This is a genomic window from Geobacillus sp. FSL W8-0026 (genome assembly GCF_037966255.1).
GTDB lineage: Bacteria > Bacillota > Bacilli > Bacillales > Anoxybacillaceae > Geobacillus > Geobacillus icigianus.
Window position 1 is genome coordinate 2,346,096 of record NZ_CP150194.1, and the last position, 18,544, is coordinate 2,364,639.

At 54.2% G+C, this 18,544-nt stretch carries 21 protein-coding genes; all 21 read right to left on the minus strand.

Going from position 1 to position 18,544, the window contains the following annotated elements; genetic code table 11:
* Positions 1-4: 4 nt before the first annotated feature.
* Positions 5-1,168, minus strand: coding sequence for a flagellar motor switch phosphatase FliY (gene fliY / locus NST29_RS11700; RefSeq protein WP_339232173.1), 1,164 nt, complete (start codon positions 1,166-1,168; stop codon positions 5-7).
* Complete coding sequence (fliM, locus tag NST29_RS11705; RefSeq protein ID WP_033023020.1) at positions 1,158-2,162, minus strand: flagellar motor switch protein FliM; 1,005 nt, start codon at positions 2,160-2,162, stop codon at positions 1,158-1,160. The genes fliY and fliM overlap by 11 nt, the downstream gene beginning before the upstream one ends.
* A gap of 27 nt (positions 2,163-2,189) precedes the next feature.
* Entirely contained in the window at positions 2,190-2,618 is a 429-nt protein-coding gene (fliL, locus tag NST29_RS11710; protein WP_033023014.1) for a flagellar basal body-associated protein FliL, read from the minus strand.
* Positions 2,605-2,829, minus strand: coding sequence for a flagellar FlbD family protein (locus NST29_RS11715; protein WP_033023261.1), 225 nt, complete (start codon positions 2,827-2,829; stop codon positions 2,605-2,607). Before NST29_RS11715 ends, fliL begins: the two co-directional genes overlap by 14 nt.
* Positions 2,830-2,875: 46 nt before the next feature.
* Positions 2,876-3,673, minus strand: coding sequence for a flagellar basal body rod protein FlgG (gene flgG, locus NST29_RS11720; protein ID WP_033023013.1), 798 nt, complete (start codon positions 3,671-3,673; stop codon positions 2,876-2,878).
* 15 nt (positions 3,674-3,688) lie between these two features.
* Complete coding sequence (gene flgD, locus NST29_RS11725; protein ID WP_033023011.1) at positions 3,689-4,117, minus strand: flagellar hook assembly protein FlgD; 429 nt, start codon at positions 4,115-4,117, stop codon at positions 3,689-3,691.
* A gap of 11 nt (positions 4,118-4,128) precedes the next feature.
* Positions 4,129-5,352, minus strand: coding sequence for a flagellar hook-length control protein FliK (locus NST29_RS11730; RefSeq protein ID WP_231559813.1), 1,224 nt, complete (start codon positions 5,350-5,352; stop codon positions 4,129-4,131).
* The gene (locus NST29_RS11735; RefSeq protein ID WP_033023010.1) at positions 5,349-5,960 is read right to left on the minus strand and encodes an MgtE protein; all 612 of its coding nucleotides are present in this window, start codon (positions 5,958-5,960) and stop codon (positions 5,349-5,351) included. Before NST29_RS11735 ends, NST29_RS11730 begins: the two co-directional genes overlap by 4 nt.
* Complete coding sequence (gene fliJ / locus NST29_RS11740) at positions 5,961-6,407, minus strand: flagellar export protein FliJ (protein ID WP_108209767.1); 447 nt, start codon at positions 6,405-6,407, stop codon at positions 5,961-5,963.
* A 42-nt stretch (positions 6,408-6,449) separates the two neighbouring features.
* Positions 6,450-7,733 (minus strand): flagellar protein export ATPase FliI, encoded by a 1,284-nt coding sequence (fliI, locus tag NST29_RS11745; protein ID WP_339232176.1) that lies wholly within the window; start codon positions 7,731-7,733, stop codon positions 6,450-6,452.
* A gap of 4 nt (positions 7,734-7,737) precedes the next feature.
* Positions 7,738-8,517: a flagellar assembly protein FliH gene (gene fliH, locus NST29_RS11750; RefSeq protein WP_061912718.1), complete on the minus strand. Its 780-nt coding sequence runs from the start codon at positions 8,515-8,517 to the stop codon at positions 7,738-7,740.
* Positions 8,501-9,520 carry a flagellar motor switch protein FliG gene (gene fliG, locus NST29_RS11755; protein WP_033023007.1) on the minus strand — a complete coding sequence of 340 codons (1,020 nt, stop codon included), beginning with the start codon at positions 9,518-9,520 and terminating at the stop codon, positions 8,501-8,503. The genes fliH and fliG overlap by 17 nt, the downstream gene beginning before the upstream one ends.
* A gap of 12 nt (positions 9,521-9,532) precedes the next feature.
* Positions 9,533-11,113: a flagellar basal-body MS-ring/collar protein FliF gene (fliF, locus tag NST29_RS11760; protein ID WP_339232177.1), complete on the minus strand. Its 1,581-nt coding sequence runs from the start codon at positions 11,111-11,113 to the stop codon at positions 9,533-9,535.
* Between the two features lie 82 nt (positions 11,114-11,195).
* The gene (gene fliE, locus NST29_RS11765) at positions 11,196-11,492 is read right to left on the minus strand and encodes a flagellar hook-basal body complex protein FliE (protein ID WP_061912716.1); all 297 of its coding nucleotides are present in this window, start codon (positions 11,490-11,492) and stop codon (positions 11,196-11,198) included.
* A 19-nt stretch (positions 11,493-11,511) separates the two neighbouring features.
* Positions 11,512-11,964 carry a flagellar basal body rod protein FlgC gene (flgC, locus tag NST29_RS11770; RefSeq protein ID WP_061912715.1) on the minus strand — a complete coding sequence of 151 codons (453 nt, stop codon included), beginning with the start codon at positions 11,962-11,964 and terminating at the stop codon, positions 11,512-11,514.
* Positions 11,965-11,967: 3 nt separating this feature from the next.
* Positions 11,968-12,357, minus strand: a complete 390-nt coding sequence (gene flgB / locus NST29_RS11775; protein WP_033022997.1) for a flagellar basal body rod protein FlgB — start codon at positions 12,355-12,357, stop codon at positions 11,968-11,970.
* A gap of 290 nt (positions 12,358-12,647) precedes the next feature.
* On the minus strand, positions 12,648-13,427 hold the full coding sequence (gene codY, locus NST29_RS11780; protein ID WP_011230715.1) for a GTP-sensing pleiotropic transcriptional regulator CodY: 780 nt from the start codon (positions 13,425-13,427) through the stop codon (positions 12,648-12,650).
* A gap of 16 nt (positions 13,428-13,443) precedes the next feature.
* Entirely contained in the window at positions 13,444-14,838 is a 1,395-nt protein-coding gene (gene hslU / locus NST29_RS11785; RefSeq protein ID WP_033023255.1) for an HslU--HslV peptidase ATPase subunit, read from the minus strand.
* Positions 14,839-14,855: 17 nt separating this feature from the next.
* Entirely contained in the window at positions 14,856-15,398 is a 543-nt protein-coding gene (gene hslV, locus NST29_RS11790; protein ID WP_033022994.1) for an ATP-dependent protease subunit HslV, read from the minus strand.
* A gap of 25 nt (positions 15,399-15,423) precedes the next feature.
* Entirely contained in the window at positions 15,424-16,326 is a 903-nt protein-coding gene (xerC, locus tag NST29_RS11795) for a tyrosine recombinase XerC (RefSeq protein ID WP_033022993.1), read from the minus strand.
* A 94-nt stretch (positions 16,327-16,420) separates the two neighbouring features.
* A complete protein-coding gene (gene topA / locus NST29_RS11800) occupies positions 16,421-18,496 on the minus strand; it encodes a type I DNA topoisomerase (protein WP_033022990.1) in 2,076 nt (691 codons plus the stop codon).
* Positions 18,497-18,544: the final 48 nt, after the last annotated feature.

Consider the following 18,544-nt stretch of genomic DNA (forward strand, 5'->3'; position numbering starts at 1 on the left):
CCTGTTATTTTAGCCGTTTTAACCGATCGCTTTGGCTCATAATATCGGTGATGCGCACACCAAAGTTTTCGTCGATGACGACGACTTCGCCTTTGGCAATCAGCTTATTGTTGACAAAAATATCAACCGGCTCCCCGGCCAGTTTGTCCAATTCAATAATGGACCCCGTTGACAGCTGCAAAATCTCTTGCACGGAACGTTTCGTCCGCCCGAGCTCCACCGTCACTTGCAGCGGAACATCAAACAGCAGTTCCAAATTGCGCGTCTCAGCAGCCGCTAACGACGGAGCGTCAAATTCAGCAAAATCGGCGGTTTGGACAGGCCGAACGTCCGCTTCCTTCACGCGCTCGGTCGAAGCTTGTCCCGGTCGGCCGGCGGGCTGGGAAACCATCGCTCCCCCCGCATTCGCCGGCGTCGGAGCAGGATCGGGCCCATCAGCGGGCATGGCGCGCGCGTGCGCCGACTCCGTCCGCTCTTCCACATCTTTCGGCTCGGAAGGAGGCCCAAGCAACAAGCCAACCAATTCCTTGGCGAAATCCACCGGCAACAGCTGCATAATGTTGGAGTCGATCAACTCACCGACCTTCAACCGGAAGGACACTTTAATAAAAAACTCCTCATCCGGCAAATACTCCAGCCCTTTTCCTTCGGACAAATCAAGAAGATGAAGCGTCGGCGGAGAAATGTCCACTCGCTTGCCAAAAACCGTCGACATCGATGTTGCTGCCGACCCCATCATTTGGTTCATCGCTTCTTGAACCGCGCTCAATTGAATCTCGCCAAGCTCATCATTCACCGCCGTTCCGTCGCCGCCCAGCATTAAATCGGCGATCACCGCCGCATCATGCTGCTCGATGACGAGCAAATTCGTTCCGAGAAACCCGTCCGTGTAGTTGACTTGAATGGCGACATACGGATGGGGGAATTCATCGGCGATTTTCGACCGTTCAATTACGGACACGTTCGGCGTCGTGATTTCCACCTTTTGATTCAAGAGCATTGACAGCGCGGTGGCCGAACTGCCAAAGGAAATATTGCCTATTTCCCCAATAGCGTCCTGTTCTAGTGGAGAAAAGATGTCATGAAGCGCCGGGATCCCTTCACTGTTGCCCATTCCGCGCAACAACGCATCGATTTCATCTTGTGAAAGCATTCCATCATTCATCATGGCTGTCTCCGTCCCCCTCGCTCATCGCTAAAATTTGCACCGCCAGCTTTTTGTTCCGCTTGCCGGGCTGGCCGATAAATTTCGGGATATGGCCGATTTTGACGACCAGCGGTTCATGGATGGACTGCTCAAGTTGGATCACATCGCCGACCTCGAGCTGAAGAAATTCGTTGATCGTAATGGACGCGGTGCCGAGCTCGGCAATGATCGGCAGCTTGGCCGCACGGACGCGCTGTTCCAACTGTTTCGCTTCCTCGGGGGAACGATCCCTTGTTTGCGCCTGCATCCAATAATGCACCGACAGCCGCGGCATGATCGGCTCGAGCACGACGTGCGGAATGCAAACGTTCATCATGCCGCGCGCTTCACCAACTTGCGTGTTGAGCGAAATGACGACAACGGTGTCATTCGGCGCAATCATGCGCAAAAACTGCGGATTGACTTCAAAATCGACAAACAGCGGATCGACCTCAGCCACCGACTCCCATGCATCACGCCAATGGACGAATGCTTTGTCAAACAAATTGGACATGATGCGCGTTTCGATCTCCGTCAGCTGATCCACTTTGTCCATGCCAACGCCGCGTCCGCCCATCACCCGATCCAACATGGCATAGGCGATATTCGGGTTGACTTCCAAAAGCACGTGGCCATTCAGCGGCGGCACCTCGAAGACGTTGATCACCGTCATCTTCGGAATGGAGCGGACGAACTCTTCGTATGGGATCTGATCGGCCGAAGCGACCGAAATTTGCACATACGTGCGCAGCTGGGCGGAAAAAAACGTCGTCAACAGGCGAGCGAAGTTTTCGTGAATGCGCGTCAAACTGCGAATCTGGTCTTTCGAAAACCGAAGCGCCCGCCGGAAGTCGTACGCTTTGACGCGCCGTCCTTCTTCTTCTTTTTTCAATTCTTCCGCGCTCATTTCCCCGGTGGAAAGCGCGGCCAACAGCGCGTCAATTTCGCTTTGTGACAATACTTCCCCGGCTGTCATCTCACCTTCCCCCCTTTAGTCGGCAGGCTATTGGAGGATAAAGGAAGTGATGTAGACATTCTCTACTTTCCCTTCCTGCATCAACCCATTGATGTCGCGCTTCAGCCGTTCTTTTAATGCCGCCATTCCTTCTTTTCCTTTAAAGTCGGCCGCTTTCATTTCCGCCAGTTGTTCAATGATCACATCCTTAATTTGAAAATCGCGCTTCTCCGCCTCTGCCCGCGCTTTGTCACTATCCGTTTGGATTTTAAATGCGATTTTAATATAGCGGCCATCGGCTAAATTCGTTGTCATCTCCGGAATGTCGATCGAGCTTTCCGCCAGTTCGTCAGCGCTCGGCGCCTCCTGCTCTTTGGCATTCCCCATCTTCGTCACCGCCATCAGCACCGCTGTGCCGGCCAAGGCGATGACCGCCAACAAAACAATCATCAGTTTCATTGCCTTATTCCCTTTCACTGTCCAATCCTCCTGCTCCCGATAAGCGAAACATGCCGATTTGCCGATAAAATTCGCTTGCGAGCGCCGTCACTTGCTCAACCGTTTCGCGGACGACGAATTTTTTACCGTTTGTCAACGTTACGGTCGTGTCGGGAAACGCTTCGACTTGTTCAATGTACAGCGCATTGAGCGTAAACCGTTTGCCGTTGAGCTTCGTCAATGAAATCATCGGCAAAAGCGGGCGAGAGAAAGCCGCTCACGCCCTACCTCCTATTCTATTTTTTCAAGTTCACGAGCTCTTGCAAAATTTCATCCGAGGTGGTAATGATGCGCGTGTTCGCTTGGAAACCGCGCTGGGCAACAATCATCTCCGTAAATTCTTCCGCTAAATCCACATTGGACATTTCCAGCGATCCGGAGACAATCGTTCCGGTTCCCCCCGTACCGGGCGTCCCTGTTGTCGGCTGGCCGGAGTTGGCTGTGTCACGGAACAAGTTGTTCCCTACTTTTTCTAATGCATCGTTATTAACGAATTTCGCCAATTGAATTTGTCCCGCTTGTTGTAATGCGCCGTTGGCATCAACATAGTTCACCATTCCATCCGAGCCAATGCTGATGTTTTTAGCGTCGGCAGGAATTTTGATCGTACGCCCTCCCGTCCCAAGCAGATATTGGCCATCCGCATTCACAATATAGCCTTGTGAATCAAGATAGAAGTTTCCTGCTCTCGTATACAGACGATTGTTTCCGGACGAATCGCCGATGACGAAAAATCCGTCGCCGGAAATGGCCAAATCAAGCACCCGACCCGTTGTTTGCAAGCTTCCTTGGGTATGAACGGTGTCAATGGCGGCCAGCTGGGCGCCAAGCCCCACCTGTTTTGGATTCGTTCCGCCGCGGCCAGCGCCTGGAGCGCTCGCCCCGGAGATCGTTTGACTCATTAAATCTTTAAAAATCGTTCTTCCTTTTTTAAAGCCGTATGTGTTGACATTGGCAATATTGTTTCCGATCACATCCAGTTTCGTCTGGAAATTGCGCATGGCACCAATGCCCGAATACATGGAACGAAGCATCGATTTCTCTCCCCTTTACGATGTTTGTTCGACTTTGATAACCTGATCGGCCGCGATCATCGCACCATTTTCAAGCCCTAAAACCACCTGTCCGTCCTTTTGTTGGACAGATTGAACAACCGCTTGTTTGACGTCGCTACCATCCAGCCAAGAAACCGTTTTGCCGATCCATTCACTATAGCGCAAAAGCATATCGCGGTGGCTCGTTTGCATCCATTGTTGCATTAAATTGGCAATATTCATCATTTGCTCAAGCGAAGAAAAATTCGCCATTTGTGAAATAAAATCTTTATCTTCCAGCGGATTGAGAGGATCTTGGTTTTGCAACTGGGCGAGCAAAATTTTTAAAAAATCGTCTTTCCCTAACATGCGATTTCCCGTTTTCGACTCCGGCTGAGCGGCGTTAGCCAGCCACAAATTCGAATCAATGGCGTTTGTTGTCATTTTTCATCCTCCTATTCATCCGCCTCCACCCCGTCTAATGCAAACGAGGAAGAAGGCGATGATTCCCGCTTTTGTTCCCGCCGCGATTCATTATGTTGGCGGCCGCCTTGACGCCCCTCGGACTGCGGCGGCAACGAAGAGCCCTCCCAATCGGTCCAAACCGTCCACTTTTCAACCGTGATCTGGCTCGCATCAAGCAGCTGGGTGAGCTGCGGCAGATGAGCGTGAAGCAACTCTTTCACCGCATCGTTGGCGACGAGCAGCTTAGCGGTCAGCTTCCCGCCCTCGTGCGTCATTTTCACCGTCACTGTGCCAAGATGCTCGGGATGAAGACGGATGACGAGCTGCGCCGCCCCGCCCGGGAGCCGCATCCAACGTCCCAGCCGCAAAGCGCGGGCGACTTGGTCAACAACAAAATCCGAATGTCCATTTTCCGCTTGGCTCGTCTGGCTGTCTGAACCGAGCGGCGGAGAGAACCAAGAAGTCGGATGGGCAGAAAATCCTGCCTGTCCATCCGTTCGCACTCCGTCCTCTCTGCGAAGCGAAAGCCGCTCGTGAGCAGAGACGGTAGGGCTGACATCAACGGGGAGAACCGAGCCGAGCGCTTGTTGTTCATGTTCTCCCGCCAGCGCCAAAGAAGATAGAGGGATGGATGTCATTTCAGCGTGCTGCTGAGCAACCCCTTGGTTCGCCTTATATGACCAAGCATAGGACGCTCCCTCTGCCGACAAACGGTTACTATCGCGGTTCGATGCCTGTTCGACGATCGCAGTCAAGCGCCCCCCTTCATACGCGGCCATTCTCCCCTCTCTCCCAAGCTCAAGCGCCCCGATGTCAATGGATGAACGTTGGCCTTTGCGATCAGGCTGAGAAGAAATGAGTTGCCCCTCTTTTGCGACAACCATTTGGTCATCTCCGGTTTGTAAACAACGGAACGCCGGAAAAATTCCGATCGTCGGGCCAGTAAAAAAGGAAAGCCACTCGAAACCGCCCTGTCCATCGGTTTGTTCCGCTTTGTTTTCAAGTTGTTCCACTTTGTTTTCAAGTTGTTCCGCTTTGTTTTCCGGCAAAGGGGGCCGCTCCGCCACCGCCGTTTCCACCGGGAAGGGTTCGGTCTGTTTATGTGCGAGCAATTGTGCGAATGCCCCGCTGGGCCCGGTTTCCTTTTTAAGCGGCGCCGGGGCGGACTGATCGCCCACGGCCTGCGGCGAACGGGCTGTCAACGTCACATTCATTGGGCCGCCTCCTCTCCCATCGTCAATTTGCTCAGCGAGGACAACAGCTTCGCTGCTTGTTTCGCCGGCATTTTGTCCAAAATCGCCGCCGCTTTGTCGCGGTCCATCTTGCTTAACACATCAAGCGCCTCGCTCTCGGAAAGCTCGGTTAAAACGGCCGCTGCCTGCTTGTCTGACATCGCGCCATACAGACTCGCGACATCGACGGAAGGAGACGCAGCCTCCGCAGCGGAAGCCGCCGGCTTGTCGGGTTCGGCGGCGGGGGCTGTCAACCGCGCCAGCTCTTTTTCTTTGGCCGCCAGTTCATTTTTGAGCTGGCGAATTTGGTTTTGCTGCTCATCGATCGTTCGCTTTTGCCGTGCGATCGTTTCTTGTTGCTTGGCCATCGCCTCGCGGATCGTTTTCTCCTTTTTCTTCCAATCGGTCCATTCCGAAACAAACGGAACGTTCGTGACCCATTGCTCTGCCGTTTTCGCCGCGTCAACACCGGCGGCGTTCAAAATCAACAAAAGGAAGAAAGCGGCAAACACGCTTGGGATGATCACGACGAACAAGAGCCATTGCCAGCGGCTCGTCTGTTGTTCCTGTTCGATGTTGCTTCCCGCCATCTACAACTCTCCTTGGCGCGCAAACCGCTGGATGGCCATTTCATCAAAGAAGCGGCGCTCCGCCTCTTTTTCGAGCTGCTTGGCCCATTGTTGCGCGCGCTCATGCATTTTTTCATATTTTTTCGCTTCGATGTTCAGCTCGACCAAGCGCCGCTGCCGGCGTTGCATCTGCTCGCGCGCCTGCATAACGACGAGCTGATAATGATCGATCGTCCGTTCCATGTTGGCGAGATAGTGCAACATATGGCGGATGGCCCCGATGGACAGGCCGGCTCGCAACTGTTCGTCCCGGACCGCTTCGCCTCGTTCTTTTTCCTTCAGCAGCCGGTACAGTGTTTCGGCCGCCTGTTCAAACTTGCGCACCGCCGCTTCGTATTCCCCAAGCGCCGCTTGCTTTTCTTTTTCTTTCATCGCCCATATTTTTTGCAACCGAAACGTCGTCATCACGTTTGTTCACCCTTTCCCCCGTGAAGATGGCGCACGTTTCCATCACCCGGCCGACACCAGACGGAACAGCGCCTCAATGCTTTCCTCGCGAGTCGTTTTTTCGTCGATCTCCTGGCGGCAAAACGCCATAATGCGCGGGTAAAACTGAATCGCTTCATCAATTTCACGGGATGATCCGTGCTTGTACGCCCCAATTTGAATCAAATCTTCCGAATCCATATAAGTGGACAGAAGGCGACGAAGCCGATTCGCTGCTTCGCGATGCTCGGCGCTGATGATGTGGGGCATGACGCGGCTGACGCTTTTCAGCACGTTAATCGCCGGATAATGCCCTTTGTTGGCCAGCTGGCGCTCGAGCACAAGATGGCCGTCCAAAATGCCGCGCACCGCATCAGCGATCGGTTCATTCATGTCATCGCCGTCGACAAGCACCGTATAAAAGGCCGTGATCGTCCCGGACGCGTTTGTTCCGGCCCGTTCCAGCAGCTTGGGCAACAGGGCGAACACGGATGGCGTGTAGCCTTTTGTCGTCGGAGGCTCGCCGACGGCCAGCCCGATCTCCCGCTGCGCCATGGCGACGCGAGTGACCGAGTCCATCATGAGCATGACATCGGCCCCTTGGTCGCGGAAATATTCGGCGATCGCTGTCGCCGTATAGGCCCCCTTCACGCGCATCAACGCCGGCTGGTCGGACGTAGCGACGACGACAATCGAGCGAGCGAGGCCGTCTGGACCGAGATCGCGCTCCAAAAATTCACGCACTTCGCGGCCGCGCTCGCCGATCAGGGCAATGACGTTGACATCAGCCGATGTATGGCGGGCGATCATCCCCATCAAGGTGCTTTTGCCGACGCCGGAGCCGGCAAAAATTCCAACCCGTTGCCCTTTGCCGACGGAAAGCAAACTATCGATCACGCGAACTCCGACTTCAAGCGGCTCGGCGATCGGCGGCCGGGTGAGCGGATTGGGTGGATCGCGCTCGACCGACACGGGCTTTACGCCTAAAGGCAGCGCGCTTCCGTCAAGCGGGTAGCCGAGCGGATCCAAAACCGTGCCGATCAGCGCCTCACCGACATGCACTTCGAGCGGTTTGCCAGCCGCTTCGACGAGACAGCCGGGGGCGATGTGCGTCATGGCGGAAAACGGCATGAGCAACACGTGCTGCTCATGAAAGCCGACGACTTCAGCGGGGATTTTGCGGCGGCCGCTCGCTTCATGAATGTAGCAAAGGTCGCCGATCGAACTTTCCGGTCCTTTCGATTCCGTCATTAATCCGATGACGCGTGATATTTTACCAAATCGTCGATACAAGTCAGCCACAGCCATTTCATCAAGAAGCGCCTGCCAGTTCAGGGGACGTTTCCTCCTTCAACCGCCGGAAAAGCGCCTCGCGCAGCCGTTCCAGCTGGGTATCGACGCTTGCATCAATGCGCCCGAACGGCGTTTCAACGAGGCAGCCGTATTCCGGCAGCGTATCATCGGGATAAATGAACAAATCGACGCGCTGCGGAAAAACGGATTTCAGCCGCTCTTGCTGTTCCGTCACCATTTCGTAGCAATGCGGATGAACGTAAACGGCCACTTCCGTCTGCCGCCGCACTTCTTGCAACGCTTGCAGAACAAGCGGTAAAAACGCGTTCCGATCGTTCTCAAGCGCGGCGCCAAGAATGCGTTCTGCCGCTTTTAGCGCCACTTCGAGCATCGTTTCCGCCGTCGCTTCGATGCGGGCGTAAAACTCACTGTTCGCCCGCTCCGCCGCGCGCCGCGCCTGTTCCACCCATTCGCGATGCTCGCTGAGCGCCGCCGCGTGCCCGGCTGCGTAGCCGTCTTCATACCCTTGGGCGCGCGCTTCTTGCATGAGCCGCTCTTTTTCAGCCTGCCATTGCTCTTGTTCGCGCGCGAGCTGTTCGCGCATCGCCTGGCAATATTGCTCAGTTTGTCGGCGAAGCTCGGCCGCTTCTTCCCTAGCGGCAACGACCGCTTCCATTTCCTCGGGCCTGCCGTCCATTTCCGAAAGACCGACGGCGAGCGGATGATGCACGGCGATGATTTTTTTGCCTGCGCGCGCCGCCACCGTTGGCGCTTTAATCACATTAGACAATGATATCATCTCCTCCCCCGCGGGCGATGACGATTTCACCGGCCTCTTCAAGGCGGCGAATGATGCCAACAATGCGCGACTGGGCTTCCTCGACATCCCGGAGCCGAACCGGTCCCATATATTCCATCTCTTCTTTGAACGTCTCTGCCATTCGCGCCGACATGTTGCGGAAGACAACGTCTTTCACTTCCTCGCTTGCCACCTTCAAGGCCAGCATGAGGTCGTTGTTGTCGACTTCGCGGATGACGCGCTGGATGGCGCGGTTGTCAAGCGTGACGATATCTTCAAATACAAACATTCGTTTTTTGATTTCCTCAGCCAACTCCGGATCTTGTATTTCCAACGCATCCAAAATCGTTCGCTCTGTGCTTCGATCGACTTGGTTCAACACCTCGACGACCGCTTCGATTCCGCCAGCTTGCGTGTAGTCTTGGACGAACGTTGCCGACAGTCGCCGCTCCAAAATTTGTTCGACTTCGCTGATAATTTCAGGCGATGTGCTGTCCATCAGCGCGATGCGCCGGGCGACATCGGCCTGCATTTCCTGCGGAAGCGCGGACAAAATTTGTCCGGCCTGAGCCGGCTCCAAATAGGAGAGAATGAGAGCGATCGTTTGCGGATGCTCGTTTTGGATGAAGTTTAACAGCTGCATCGGATCGGCTTTGCGGGCGAAGTCAAACGGACGCACCATCAGCGCCGATGTCAGCCGATGGATGATGCTCATCGCTTTGTCTGGGCCGAGCGCTCGTTCCAGCACTTCTTTCGCGTAGGCGATGCCGCCTTGGGCGATGTAATCTTGCGCTACCGCGAGCTGACGGAACTCTTCGAGCACTTCTTCTTTTTGGTCGGCCGTCACTTGGCGGACGTTGGAAATTTCCAATGTCAATTTTTCAATGTCGTCTTCGGATAAGTGCTTATAAACAGAGGCCGATACGTCCGGGCCAAGGGAAATGAGGAGGATGGCCGCCTTCTGTCTGCCCGTCAGCCCGCCTTTCCGTTCACGCTTTGCCATACGCCGTTCCTCCTACTCTTCCGATAGCCACGTTTTTAATAGTTTGGCAAACTCGTCCGGCTTTTCTTTCGCCAGACGCTCAAGCTGCCGGCGGCGCATCACCGACTCCGTCTCCGGCGGCTCCGGCAACTCCGGCTCCGCCATCGACGGAGCGAGCGGAAACTCTTCCTCTTCCTCTTCGTCCTCGCGGCGGCGCAGCCAGAAGAACAACAGCAAAGCGATCAGCAAGAGCGCTCCGCCGCCGGCGGCGTACCACCACCATGCCGGCCTTGCTGGCGCTGTTTCTGTAAACGTTGGTTTGCCGTTGAATTTTTGTACGGACACAACGATGCGGTTGTTGATGTCCTGATCGGTGAGCGTTTGCCCTTCGCCTTTGTCGATCGACGTCCGCACGATCGTCCCTAGCAGCTTTTGAATGTCATTGACCGTTTCCGGCGGCAGCGAATTCGGATCATTCGGCTTCGGCGGCTCCACCATCACTTGGATGCCTAAGTCGCGGATTTTGTACGGACTTTCCACGATTTGTTTTTTAATTCTGTTGACCTCGTTGTTGACCGTCTCCTCAGTCCGCTCGTAATCGCCGTTTGTATCGCCGTTGGCGGACTGATAGCCCGGCACTTCGTTCGTGCCCGTTCCGGCCGCGCCGCCCGGGCGCGCCCCGCTTCCCGAATACGCTTCTTTGATGCGCTGGACGCTGACCGCAATGCCTTTATTGTTTTTCTCATCGACCGGGGCGACTAAGTTTTCTTCCCGCTTTTCTTGCGTGAAATCGACATCGGCTGTCACGGAAACGACGACTTTATCCTGCCCCATCATCGTGCCAAGCAGCTGCTGCACTTGGCGCTGGATGTCGCGTTCGATTTGTTTTTTGATTTGCTGCTGCGAAGCGAATGTCGTTCCTGTCGAATTTTCGCCGTCATTTTTCAAATCAAAATACTCAAAAAACTGATTCATAATGACGATATTATCTGTAGAGAGATTAGGAACACTTTTCGCGACGAGGTGATAGAGCGCGCGAATTTGCTCGTCGCTAAACCGGTAGCCCGGCTTCGTCTTCAGCACGATCGAAGCCGAGGCTTCCCCTTTTTCATCAGAAACGAATACGCTCGGCTGCGGAAGCGTAATCATCACTTTCGCATCTTGCACGCCATCGATCGTTTTGATCAAGTTGGCGAGCTCTGTCTGCATCGCTTTTAACTTCACCATATTAAACTCGTTGTCGGTCATGCCGAAGCTCGCGTTTTGGCCAAAAAAGGAATAGTCGATCATTCCACTGTTCGGAATGCCTTCGGCGGCCAGCTCCACTTTCAAGGCGTCGACTTGCTCTTTTGGTACTTGAATCGTCGTGCCGCCGTCCACCACTTCAGCCGGCACGCCACGCTCATCGAGCGTCGCCTTGATTTGCCCAGCTTCCTGCGGCGTCAAGTTGCTGTAAAGCGGCACCATTTCTGTTCTCGTCGCCAAAAAGATCGCGATGCCGGCAGCCGCGAGCACAGCAGCCGCTACGGCGAGCGTGAGCCGTTTTTGTCTTTTCGTCCGTTCTTGCCAAAACACGCGAGCCCGGCCCCACCACTCTTTCCATTTGTCTCTCATACGATTCCCCCGATAATCGAGCTGCCCACCGCCATCGCACCGTGATGACGGCCGCTTCCATATGTAATGCTGTTCATGGTCGTTACAATGGCATGCGCATCATTTCTTGATAGGCCTCAATCGCCTTATTGCGAACTTCGAGCGTCAGCTGCAGGGCGATGCTCGCCTTTTGCCCTGCGATCATCACATCGTGCAGTTGGACATTTTCCCCGCGAACAAGCTTTTCCGTCAGCTCATCCGCTTGAAGTTGCGCCTCGTTGACTCGGTTGAGCGCTTCTTTGAAAAAAGCGACAAACTGCTTTTGCGCCACAGCCGGTTTCACCGGAGAGGAAACGGCCGCGGTCATTCCCAACCCGACGCGGTTGACTCCATCGATCATCGCCCATCCTCCTTACGAACTATTTCCCAATTTCCAACGCCTTCATCAGCATGCCTTTGGAGGCGTTCAGCGCCGTGACGTTCGCTTCATAGGAGCGAGTCGCCCCGATCAAGTCGACCATTTCCTTAAGCGGATCCACGTTCGGCAGGCGAACGTAGCCATCGGCGTTGGCGTCCGGGTGATCCGGATCGTACACGAGCTTAAACGGCGCGGGATCCTCGGCAATTTCTCGCACCTCCACTCCACCTTCTACCGGCTCCGCCCGTCCGATGGCGGCCTGCAGATAGCTGGAAAATTGAGCACCGCGCGGCTCAAATATGACCACTTTGCGGCGGTACGGTTCCCACTCGCCGTTGACCAAGCGCGCCCGCGTGGTATCGACGTTGGCGATGTTGGACGAAATGACATCCATGCGCAACCGCTGGGCCGTGAGCGCCGAAGCGGAGATGTTCAGGCTTTGAAACATCGACACCGCCTATTTCCCTCCTTTGATCACCGTTTTTAGCGTTGCAAACTTCCCATTCATCTGGTCGACCAACGCGTTGTAATAAATTTGGGTTTCTGCTAATTTTGACATTTCTTGATCAATGTCGACACTATTTCCATTATGATTGTAACTCATGTTGGCGTTGGTCGTCACGATGATTTTTCCGCTTTGTTCACTCGAAAACGAAAAATGCTTCGGGTTCGTCCGTTTTGCCTCAAACTGAAGCGCCCGCTCAAGTTCCGCCTGAAATCGCACGTCTTTCGCCTTATAGCCCGGCGTATCGGCGTTGGCGATGTTGTCAGCAATCGCCTGCTGGCGGAGCGAAGCGTAACGGAGTCCTTGCTCGAGCCAGTGGATCGTCGGTGAGAACAACGACAATGGAATCCCCTCTTTTATCCTATTTTTCGACAATTTCTGCTAGATTTCATTTTACGGGAAAGAAAACCCAATGTATAGCCGGAACTTGGTACTATTTTTCTCCCCTCGTCGTTGTTCGAAGGCTGGTGAAAACGATTGGTTTCCTGATCGATGAGGAAAAGTGTGCAGTGCTGCAATGTTTTTCGATTTGAGAAACGATGGCAGGAAGCGGTATGCACGATTGAATCACGGTCTCTGGAAACAAAACCCGCTAGGCAAAAATCCCTAGCGGGTTGAGACGGCCACGCCGTTTAGCTTGACTTCAATTTTTCCAGTTCGCTTAAAAATTTATCGTTCAATACTTTAATGTACGTTCCTTTCATGCCGAGCGAACGCGATTCAATGACCCCGGCGCTCTCAAGCTTGCGCAAGGCGTTGACGATAACCGAACGGGTGATGCCGACGCGGTCGGCGATTTTGCTCGCGACAAGCAGCCCTTCCGTTCCGTCAAGCTCTTCAAAAATATGCTCAATCGCTTCAAGTTCGCTGTAAGACAGCGAGCTGATCGCCATTTGCACAACCGCTTTGCTGCGCGCTTCTTCCTCGATCTCTTCCGCCTTTTCCCGCAAAATTTCCATGCCGACGACCGTCGCTCCGTATTCGGCCAAAATGAGATCGTCGTTATCAAACTCGCGGTCAAGACGCGACAAAATGAGGGTGCCGAGCCGTTCCCCGCCGCCGTTGATCGGGACGATCGTCGTCAAGCCGGTTTTGAACAAGTCACGATTTTCCACTGGAAACGCTGTATATTCGCTGTTAATATCAATGTTAGGAGACGTTTCCGTAATGTTGAACAAGTTTTTCGTATATTCTTCCGGAAACTGCCGCTCCTCGAGCATCCGTTTCATCCGCTCGTTTTCAATCGATTGCTTAATGGCGAAACCGAGCAGCTTGCCGCGGCGGCTAACGACAAACACATTGGCTTCAATCACTTCGCAAAGCGTTTCGGCCATTTCTTTGAAATTGACCGGCCGCCCGGCTGCTTTTTGCAGCATCGCGTTAATTTTTCGCGTTTTTTCTAATAAATTCATCGTTTTCATCTCCTCCTCACAAAATAAATTCGCGTAAATCTTTGTTTTTGACGATGTCGCCGAGCTTTTGCTCGACATACTGCGGCGTGATGACGACTTTGTCGATGCCGATGTCCGGCGCTTCAAACAGCAATTCTTCAAGCAGTTTTTCCAAGATGGTATGCAGCCGGCGCGCGCCGATGTTATCGGTCGTCTGATTCACTTCAAACGCCACTTCGGCAATCTTACGAATAGCATCGTCAGAAAATTCAAGATTTATACCTTCCGTGGCCAAAAGAGCTTGATACTGTTTGATGAGGGCGTTGTCCGGCTCGACTAATATTCTTACGAAATCATCGACGGAAAGTTTCGCCAGTTCGACGCGAATCGGGAAACGGCCTTGCAGCTCAGGGATCAAATCAGACGGCTTCGCCATATGGAACGCCCCGGCGGCGATGAATAAGATGTGGTCCGTTTTGACCGGCCCGTATTTCGTCATAACGGTCGAACCTTCGACAATCGGCAAAATGTCGCGCTGCACCCCTTCGCGCGAGACATCGGCCGAACCGGACACCGCCCCGCTGCGGGCGATTTTGTCGATTTCATCGATAAAAATGATGCCGGACTGCTCGGCAAGGCGAATCGCTTCTTGCGTCACTTCATCCATGTCGATCAGCTTTTGCGCCTCTTCGTTGATGAGCACTTTTCGCGCTTCGCTCACTTTGAGGCGCCGCTTTTTGCGCCGCTTCGGCATGAGGCTGCTTAACGCATCTTGCATATTGACGCCCATCTGCTCGATGCCCGCCCCTTGCAAAAAGTCAAACAACATCGGCGGCTGCTCCTCGATTTCAATCGTCACCATTTCGTTTTCGAGCTGGCCGTTTTCGAGTTGCCAAGCGACTTGGCGCCGTTTTCGCTCGACTTGCTCGTCCTCATGGCTGTAGCTGCTGTCTTGCTGGGTCGTCTGTCCCCCGAACAGCAGCTCAAGCGGGTTTTTGATCGTCTGTTTCGGTTTGCCGGGGACAAGCAATTCAACGAGCCGTTTGTTCGCCTGCTGCTCGGCCCGGTCTTTCACCTCGTTCATTTTCCGCTCTTTGACGAGCCGGACCGATGTTTCCACCAAATCGCGCACCATCGATTCGACATCGCGTCCGACATAGCCGACTTCGGTAAATTTCGTCGCCTCGACTTTGATAAACGGGGCGCCGACGAGTTTCGCGAGCCGGCGGGCGATCTCGGTCTTTCCGACCCCGGTCGGCCCGATCATTAAAATGTTTTTCGGCATCACTTCATCGCGCAATTTTTCATCGAGCAAGCTGCGGCGGTACCGGTTACGGAGGGCGATCGCCACCGCTTTTTTCGCCTCTTTTTGCCCAACGATAAACTGATCGAGCTTCTCGACAATTTGCCTTGGGGTCAATGTTTCCGCCATCATCGGCCTCCTCCTTTTTACAGCTCTTCCACTATGATATGGCCGTTCGTATAGACGCAAATGTCAGCGGCAATCTCGAGCGCTGCCTTGGCGATGTCTTTGGCGGTCAGCGAGCCGCCGGCATACTTCTTTAACGCGCGTCCAGCAGCGAGCGCATAGTGGCCGCCCGAACCGATCGCCAGCATGCCATCGTCCGGCTCGATCACTTCGCCGGTGCCGGAGACAAGCAACAGATGGTCTTTGTCCATCACGATCAACATCGCCTCAAGGCGGCGCAGCACTTTGTCGCTCCGCCATTCTTTCGCCAATTCCACCGCCGCGCGCGGCAAGTTGCCATTGAACTGCTCGAGCTTGCCTTCGAACATCTCAAACAGCGTAAACGCATCAGCGACCGAGCCAGCAAACCCGGCAAGCACGTTTCCTTGAAACAGCCGCCGCACTTTTTTGGCCGTCTGTTTCATGACGACCGCATTGCCGAACGTCACTTGGCCGTCGCCCGCCATCGCCGCTGCCCCGTTATGGCGGATGGCAAAAATCGTCGTCGCATGAAAAGTTCCCATCATTGTCCCCTCCCTGCCGGCGGGCCTACGCCCGCGGATGCGCCTGCAAATAAATGTGCCGAAGCCGGTCTTTCGTCACATGCGTATACACTTGGGTCGATGACAAATGCGTGTGGCCGAGCAGCTCCTGCACGGAGCGAAGGTCGGCTCCGTTGTTGAGCAAATGGGTCGCAAACGTGTGCCTCAGCACGTGGGGGCTGATCTGTTGCGTCAGCGCCGCCGCTTCCACGATCCGCTCGAAAACGTACCGCGCCCCTCGAGGCGTGAGCGGATTGCCACGAGCGTTAACAAACAAATAGCGGTGGTCTGCCGCCAACGTTTTCGTAAGCTCGCGCCGCCCGCCGTGGATATACCGTTTGAGCGCCTCACAAGCCGCGCGCCCGAACGGGACGTAGCGCTGCTTGTTTCCTTTGCCGTGAATGAATACGGTCTGCGCTTGGAAATCGATGTCGGACAGTTGAATGTGACAACATTCACTAATCCTGGCACCTGTCGCGTACAACAGCTCAAGCAGCGCCGCGTTGCGCTGGCCAAGAGCGGTATTCTCATCATTGACAAGAAAGAGCGCTTCTAATTCCTGCGGATATAAAAAATTCGGAATGGTTTGCTCTTTTTTCGGCAGCGCCGCAAACGCAAACGGATTTTCAGCCGCCCGCCCCTCGCGCAGCAAAAACTTGTAAAAGCTGCGCAAACTCGAAATTTTGCGGGCGATCGAACGGCTCGATAGCTTTTGCCCGTACAGCTTCGTCAAATACAAGCGGACATCGCTATAGGCCACGTCCTCAAGCCGCCCGATCCCCTCGGCGCTCATAAACTGCAAAAACTGCTCAATGTCGCGCCGGTAGCACACAATAGTATATTGTGAATAATTTTTCTCGATTTGTAAATATTCCAGGAACAATTGTAATACAAGTTTCGAATTTTCCATTGCCTCACCTCGCAGCGGCTCCTCCATCGTACCATACGATGGCATACAAACGCAACTATTTTTTATAAAATTCTGAATTGTGGCCGGCGCCTGTTTAGACGTCCGGCCGTTCTTCGTAATCGCACGCTGTGCATTGCACTTGCGCGCCCTTTTTCAATTTTTTCTCAATGAGCAGCCCGCCGCATTTCGGGCAAGGACGAGCGAGCGGCTGGTCCCAGGAAACAAAGTCACAGTCCGGAAAGCGATCGCAGCCATAAAACACTCGCTTCCGCTTGCTGCTGCGCTCCACGATTTCGCCTTCACGGCATTTCGGGCACTTGACGCCGATGGACTTCACAATCGGCTTCGTATGGCGGCATTCTGGAAAATTCGAACAGGCGATAAACTTGCCGAAGCGGCCCATTTTGTACACCATCGGACTGCCGCACACGTCGCAATCGATGCCGGCCGGCTCGTCTTTCAAATCCACTTCGCGCATCTCTTTTTCCGCTACTTTCAACCGCTTCTCAAATTCGCGGTAAAACTCGTCGACGACTTCGATCCAGCCCACTTTTCCTTCTTCGATTTCATCCAATTCTTTTTCCATTTTCGCCGTAAACTCGACATCGATAATTTCCGGAAAAAACTCGAGCATCAGCTCAACAACGATTTCGCCAAGCTCCGTTGGAATGAACCGCTTGTTTTCCAAGACGACGTAGTTGCGCTTTTGAATCGTATCAAGCGTCGGCGCATACGTCGACGGACGGCCGATGCCGAGCTCTTCCAGCGTTTTCACAAGGCGCGCCTCTGTGTAGCGCGGCGGCGGTTGGGTGAAATGCTGCTTCGGTTCAATCGCTTCGCTCTGGACGGTTTCTCCCTCTTCCAAGTTCGGTAGCAGCCGGTCTTGTTCCTCCGTCTGATCGTCCGATCCTTCGATGTATACTTTCATAAAGCCCGGAAACTTGACCTTTGACCCGTTGGCGCGGAACAGGACGCCGTTGTTTTCCAGCTCCACACTCATCGTGTCAAGGACGGCCGCTGCCATTTGGCTGGCGATGAATCGCTCCCAAATCAATTTATAGAGCCGGAATTGATCGCGCGTCAAATACGGCTTTACTTTTTCCGGATCGCGAAAGGCTGATGTCGGACGAATCGCTTCATGGGCATCTTGGGCATTGGTGCTTTTCTTTTCCTTCCGTTTTTCTTGGTTGACGTACGAAGCGCCAAACGCCGCCTCGATGTATGCCGCCGCTTCCCGCTGCGCCGTTTCGGCGATGCGCGTCGAATCGGTGCGCATGTATGTAATCAAACCGACGGTCCCCTCGCCGCCGAGGTCGATTCCTTCATACAGCTGCTGGGCGACCATCATCGTTTTTTTCGTGCGGAAATTGAGCTTGCGCGCCGCTTCCTGCTGCAGTGACGACGTGGTAAATGGCGGCACCGGACTGCGCTTGCGCTCGCGCTTGGCGACCGTTTTGACGGTGAACGAATTCCCTTGCAAGCGGGAAAGCACGGCTTTCACGTCTTCTTCCGTCTTTATGTCGCGCTTTTGCCCATCGATGCCGTAAAAGGAGGCGGGGAACGTTTCCGTGCCTTTTTGCAGCACCGCTTGAATCGTCCAATATTCTTCCGGACGGAATTCGCGAATTTCTTTTTCCCTCTCGATGATCAGGCGCAGGGCGACCGACTGTACGCGGCCGGCGCTCAACCCTTTTTTCACCTTCTTCCATAGGAGCGGGCTGATATTGTAACCGACGAGTCGGTCGAGCACGCGCCGCGCCTGCTGGGCGTCCACTAGGTTCATATTGATGGCGCGCGGCTGTTGAAACGATTGTTGAATGGCGTCTTTTGTAATTTCGTGGAACACGACGCGGCAATCCGAATGGATGTCGAGATCGAGCATGTTGGCCAAATGCCAAGCAATCGCCTCCCCTTCGCGGTCCGGGTCGGCGGCGAGGAACACTTTCTTCGCTTTTTTCGCCGCCGTTTTCAGCTCTTTAATCACCTGGCCTTTGCCGCGGATCGTAATGTACTTCGGCTCATAGCCGCGGTTTATATCAACGCCCATTTGGCTTTTTGGCAAGTCGCGGACGTGGCCCATCGAAGCTTTGACCGTATATTTTTTTCCTAAGTATCGTTCGATCGTCTTCGCTTTCGTTGGCGACTCGACGATAACTAAGTAGTCTGACATCGATCTTCCACCCCTAGGAGGTAAATTGAAATCTTCATTATTATTAAT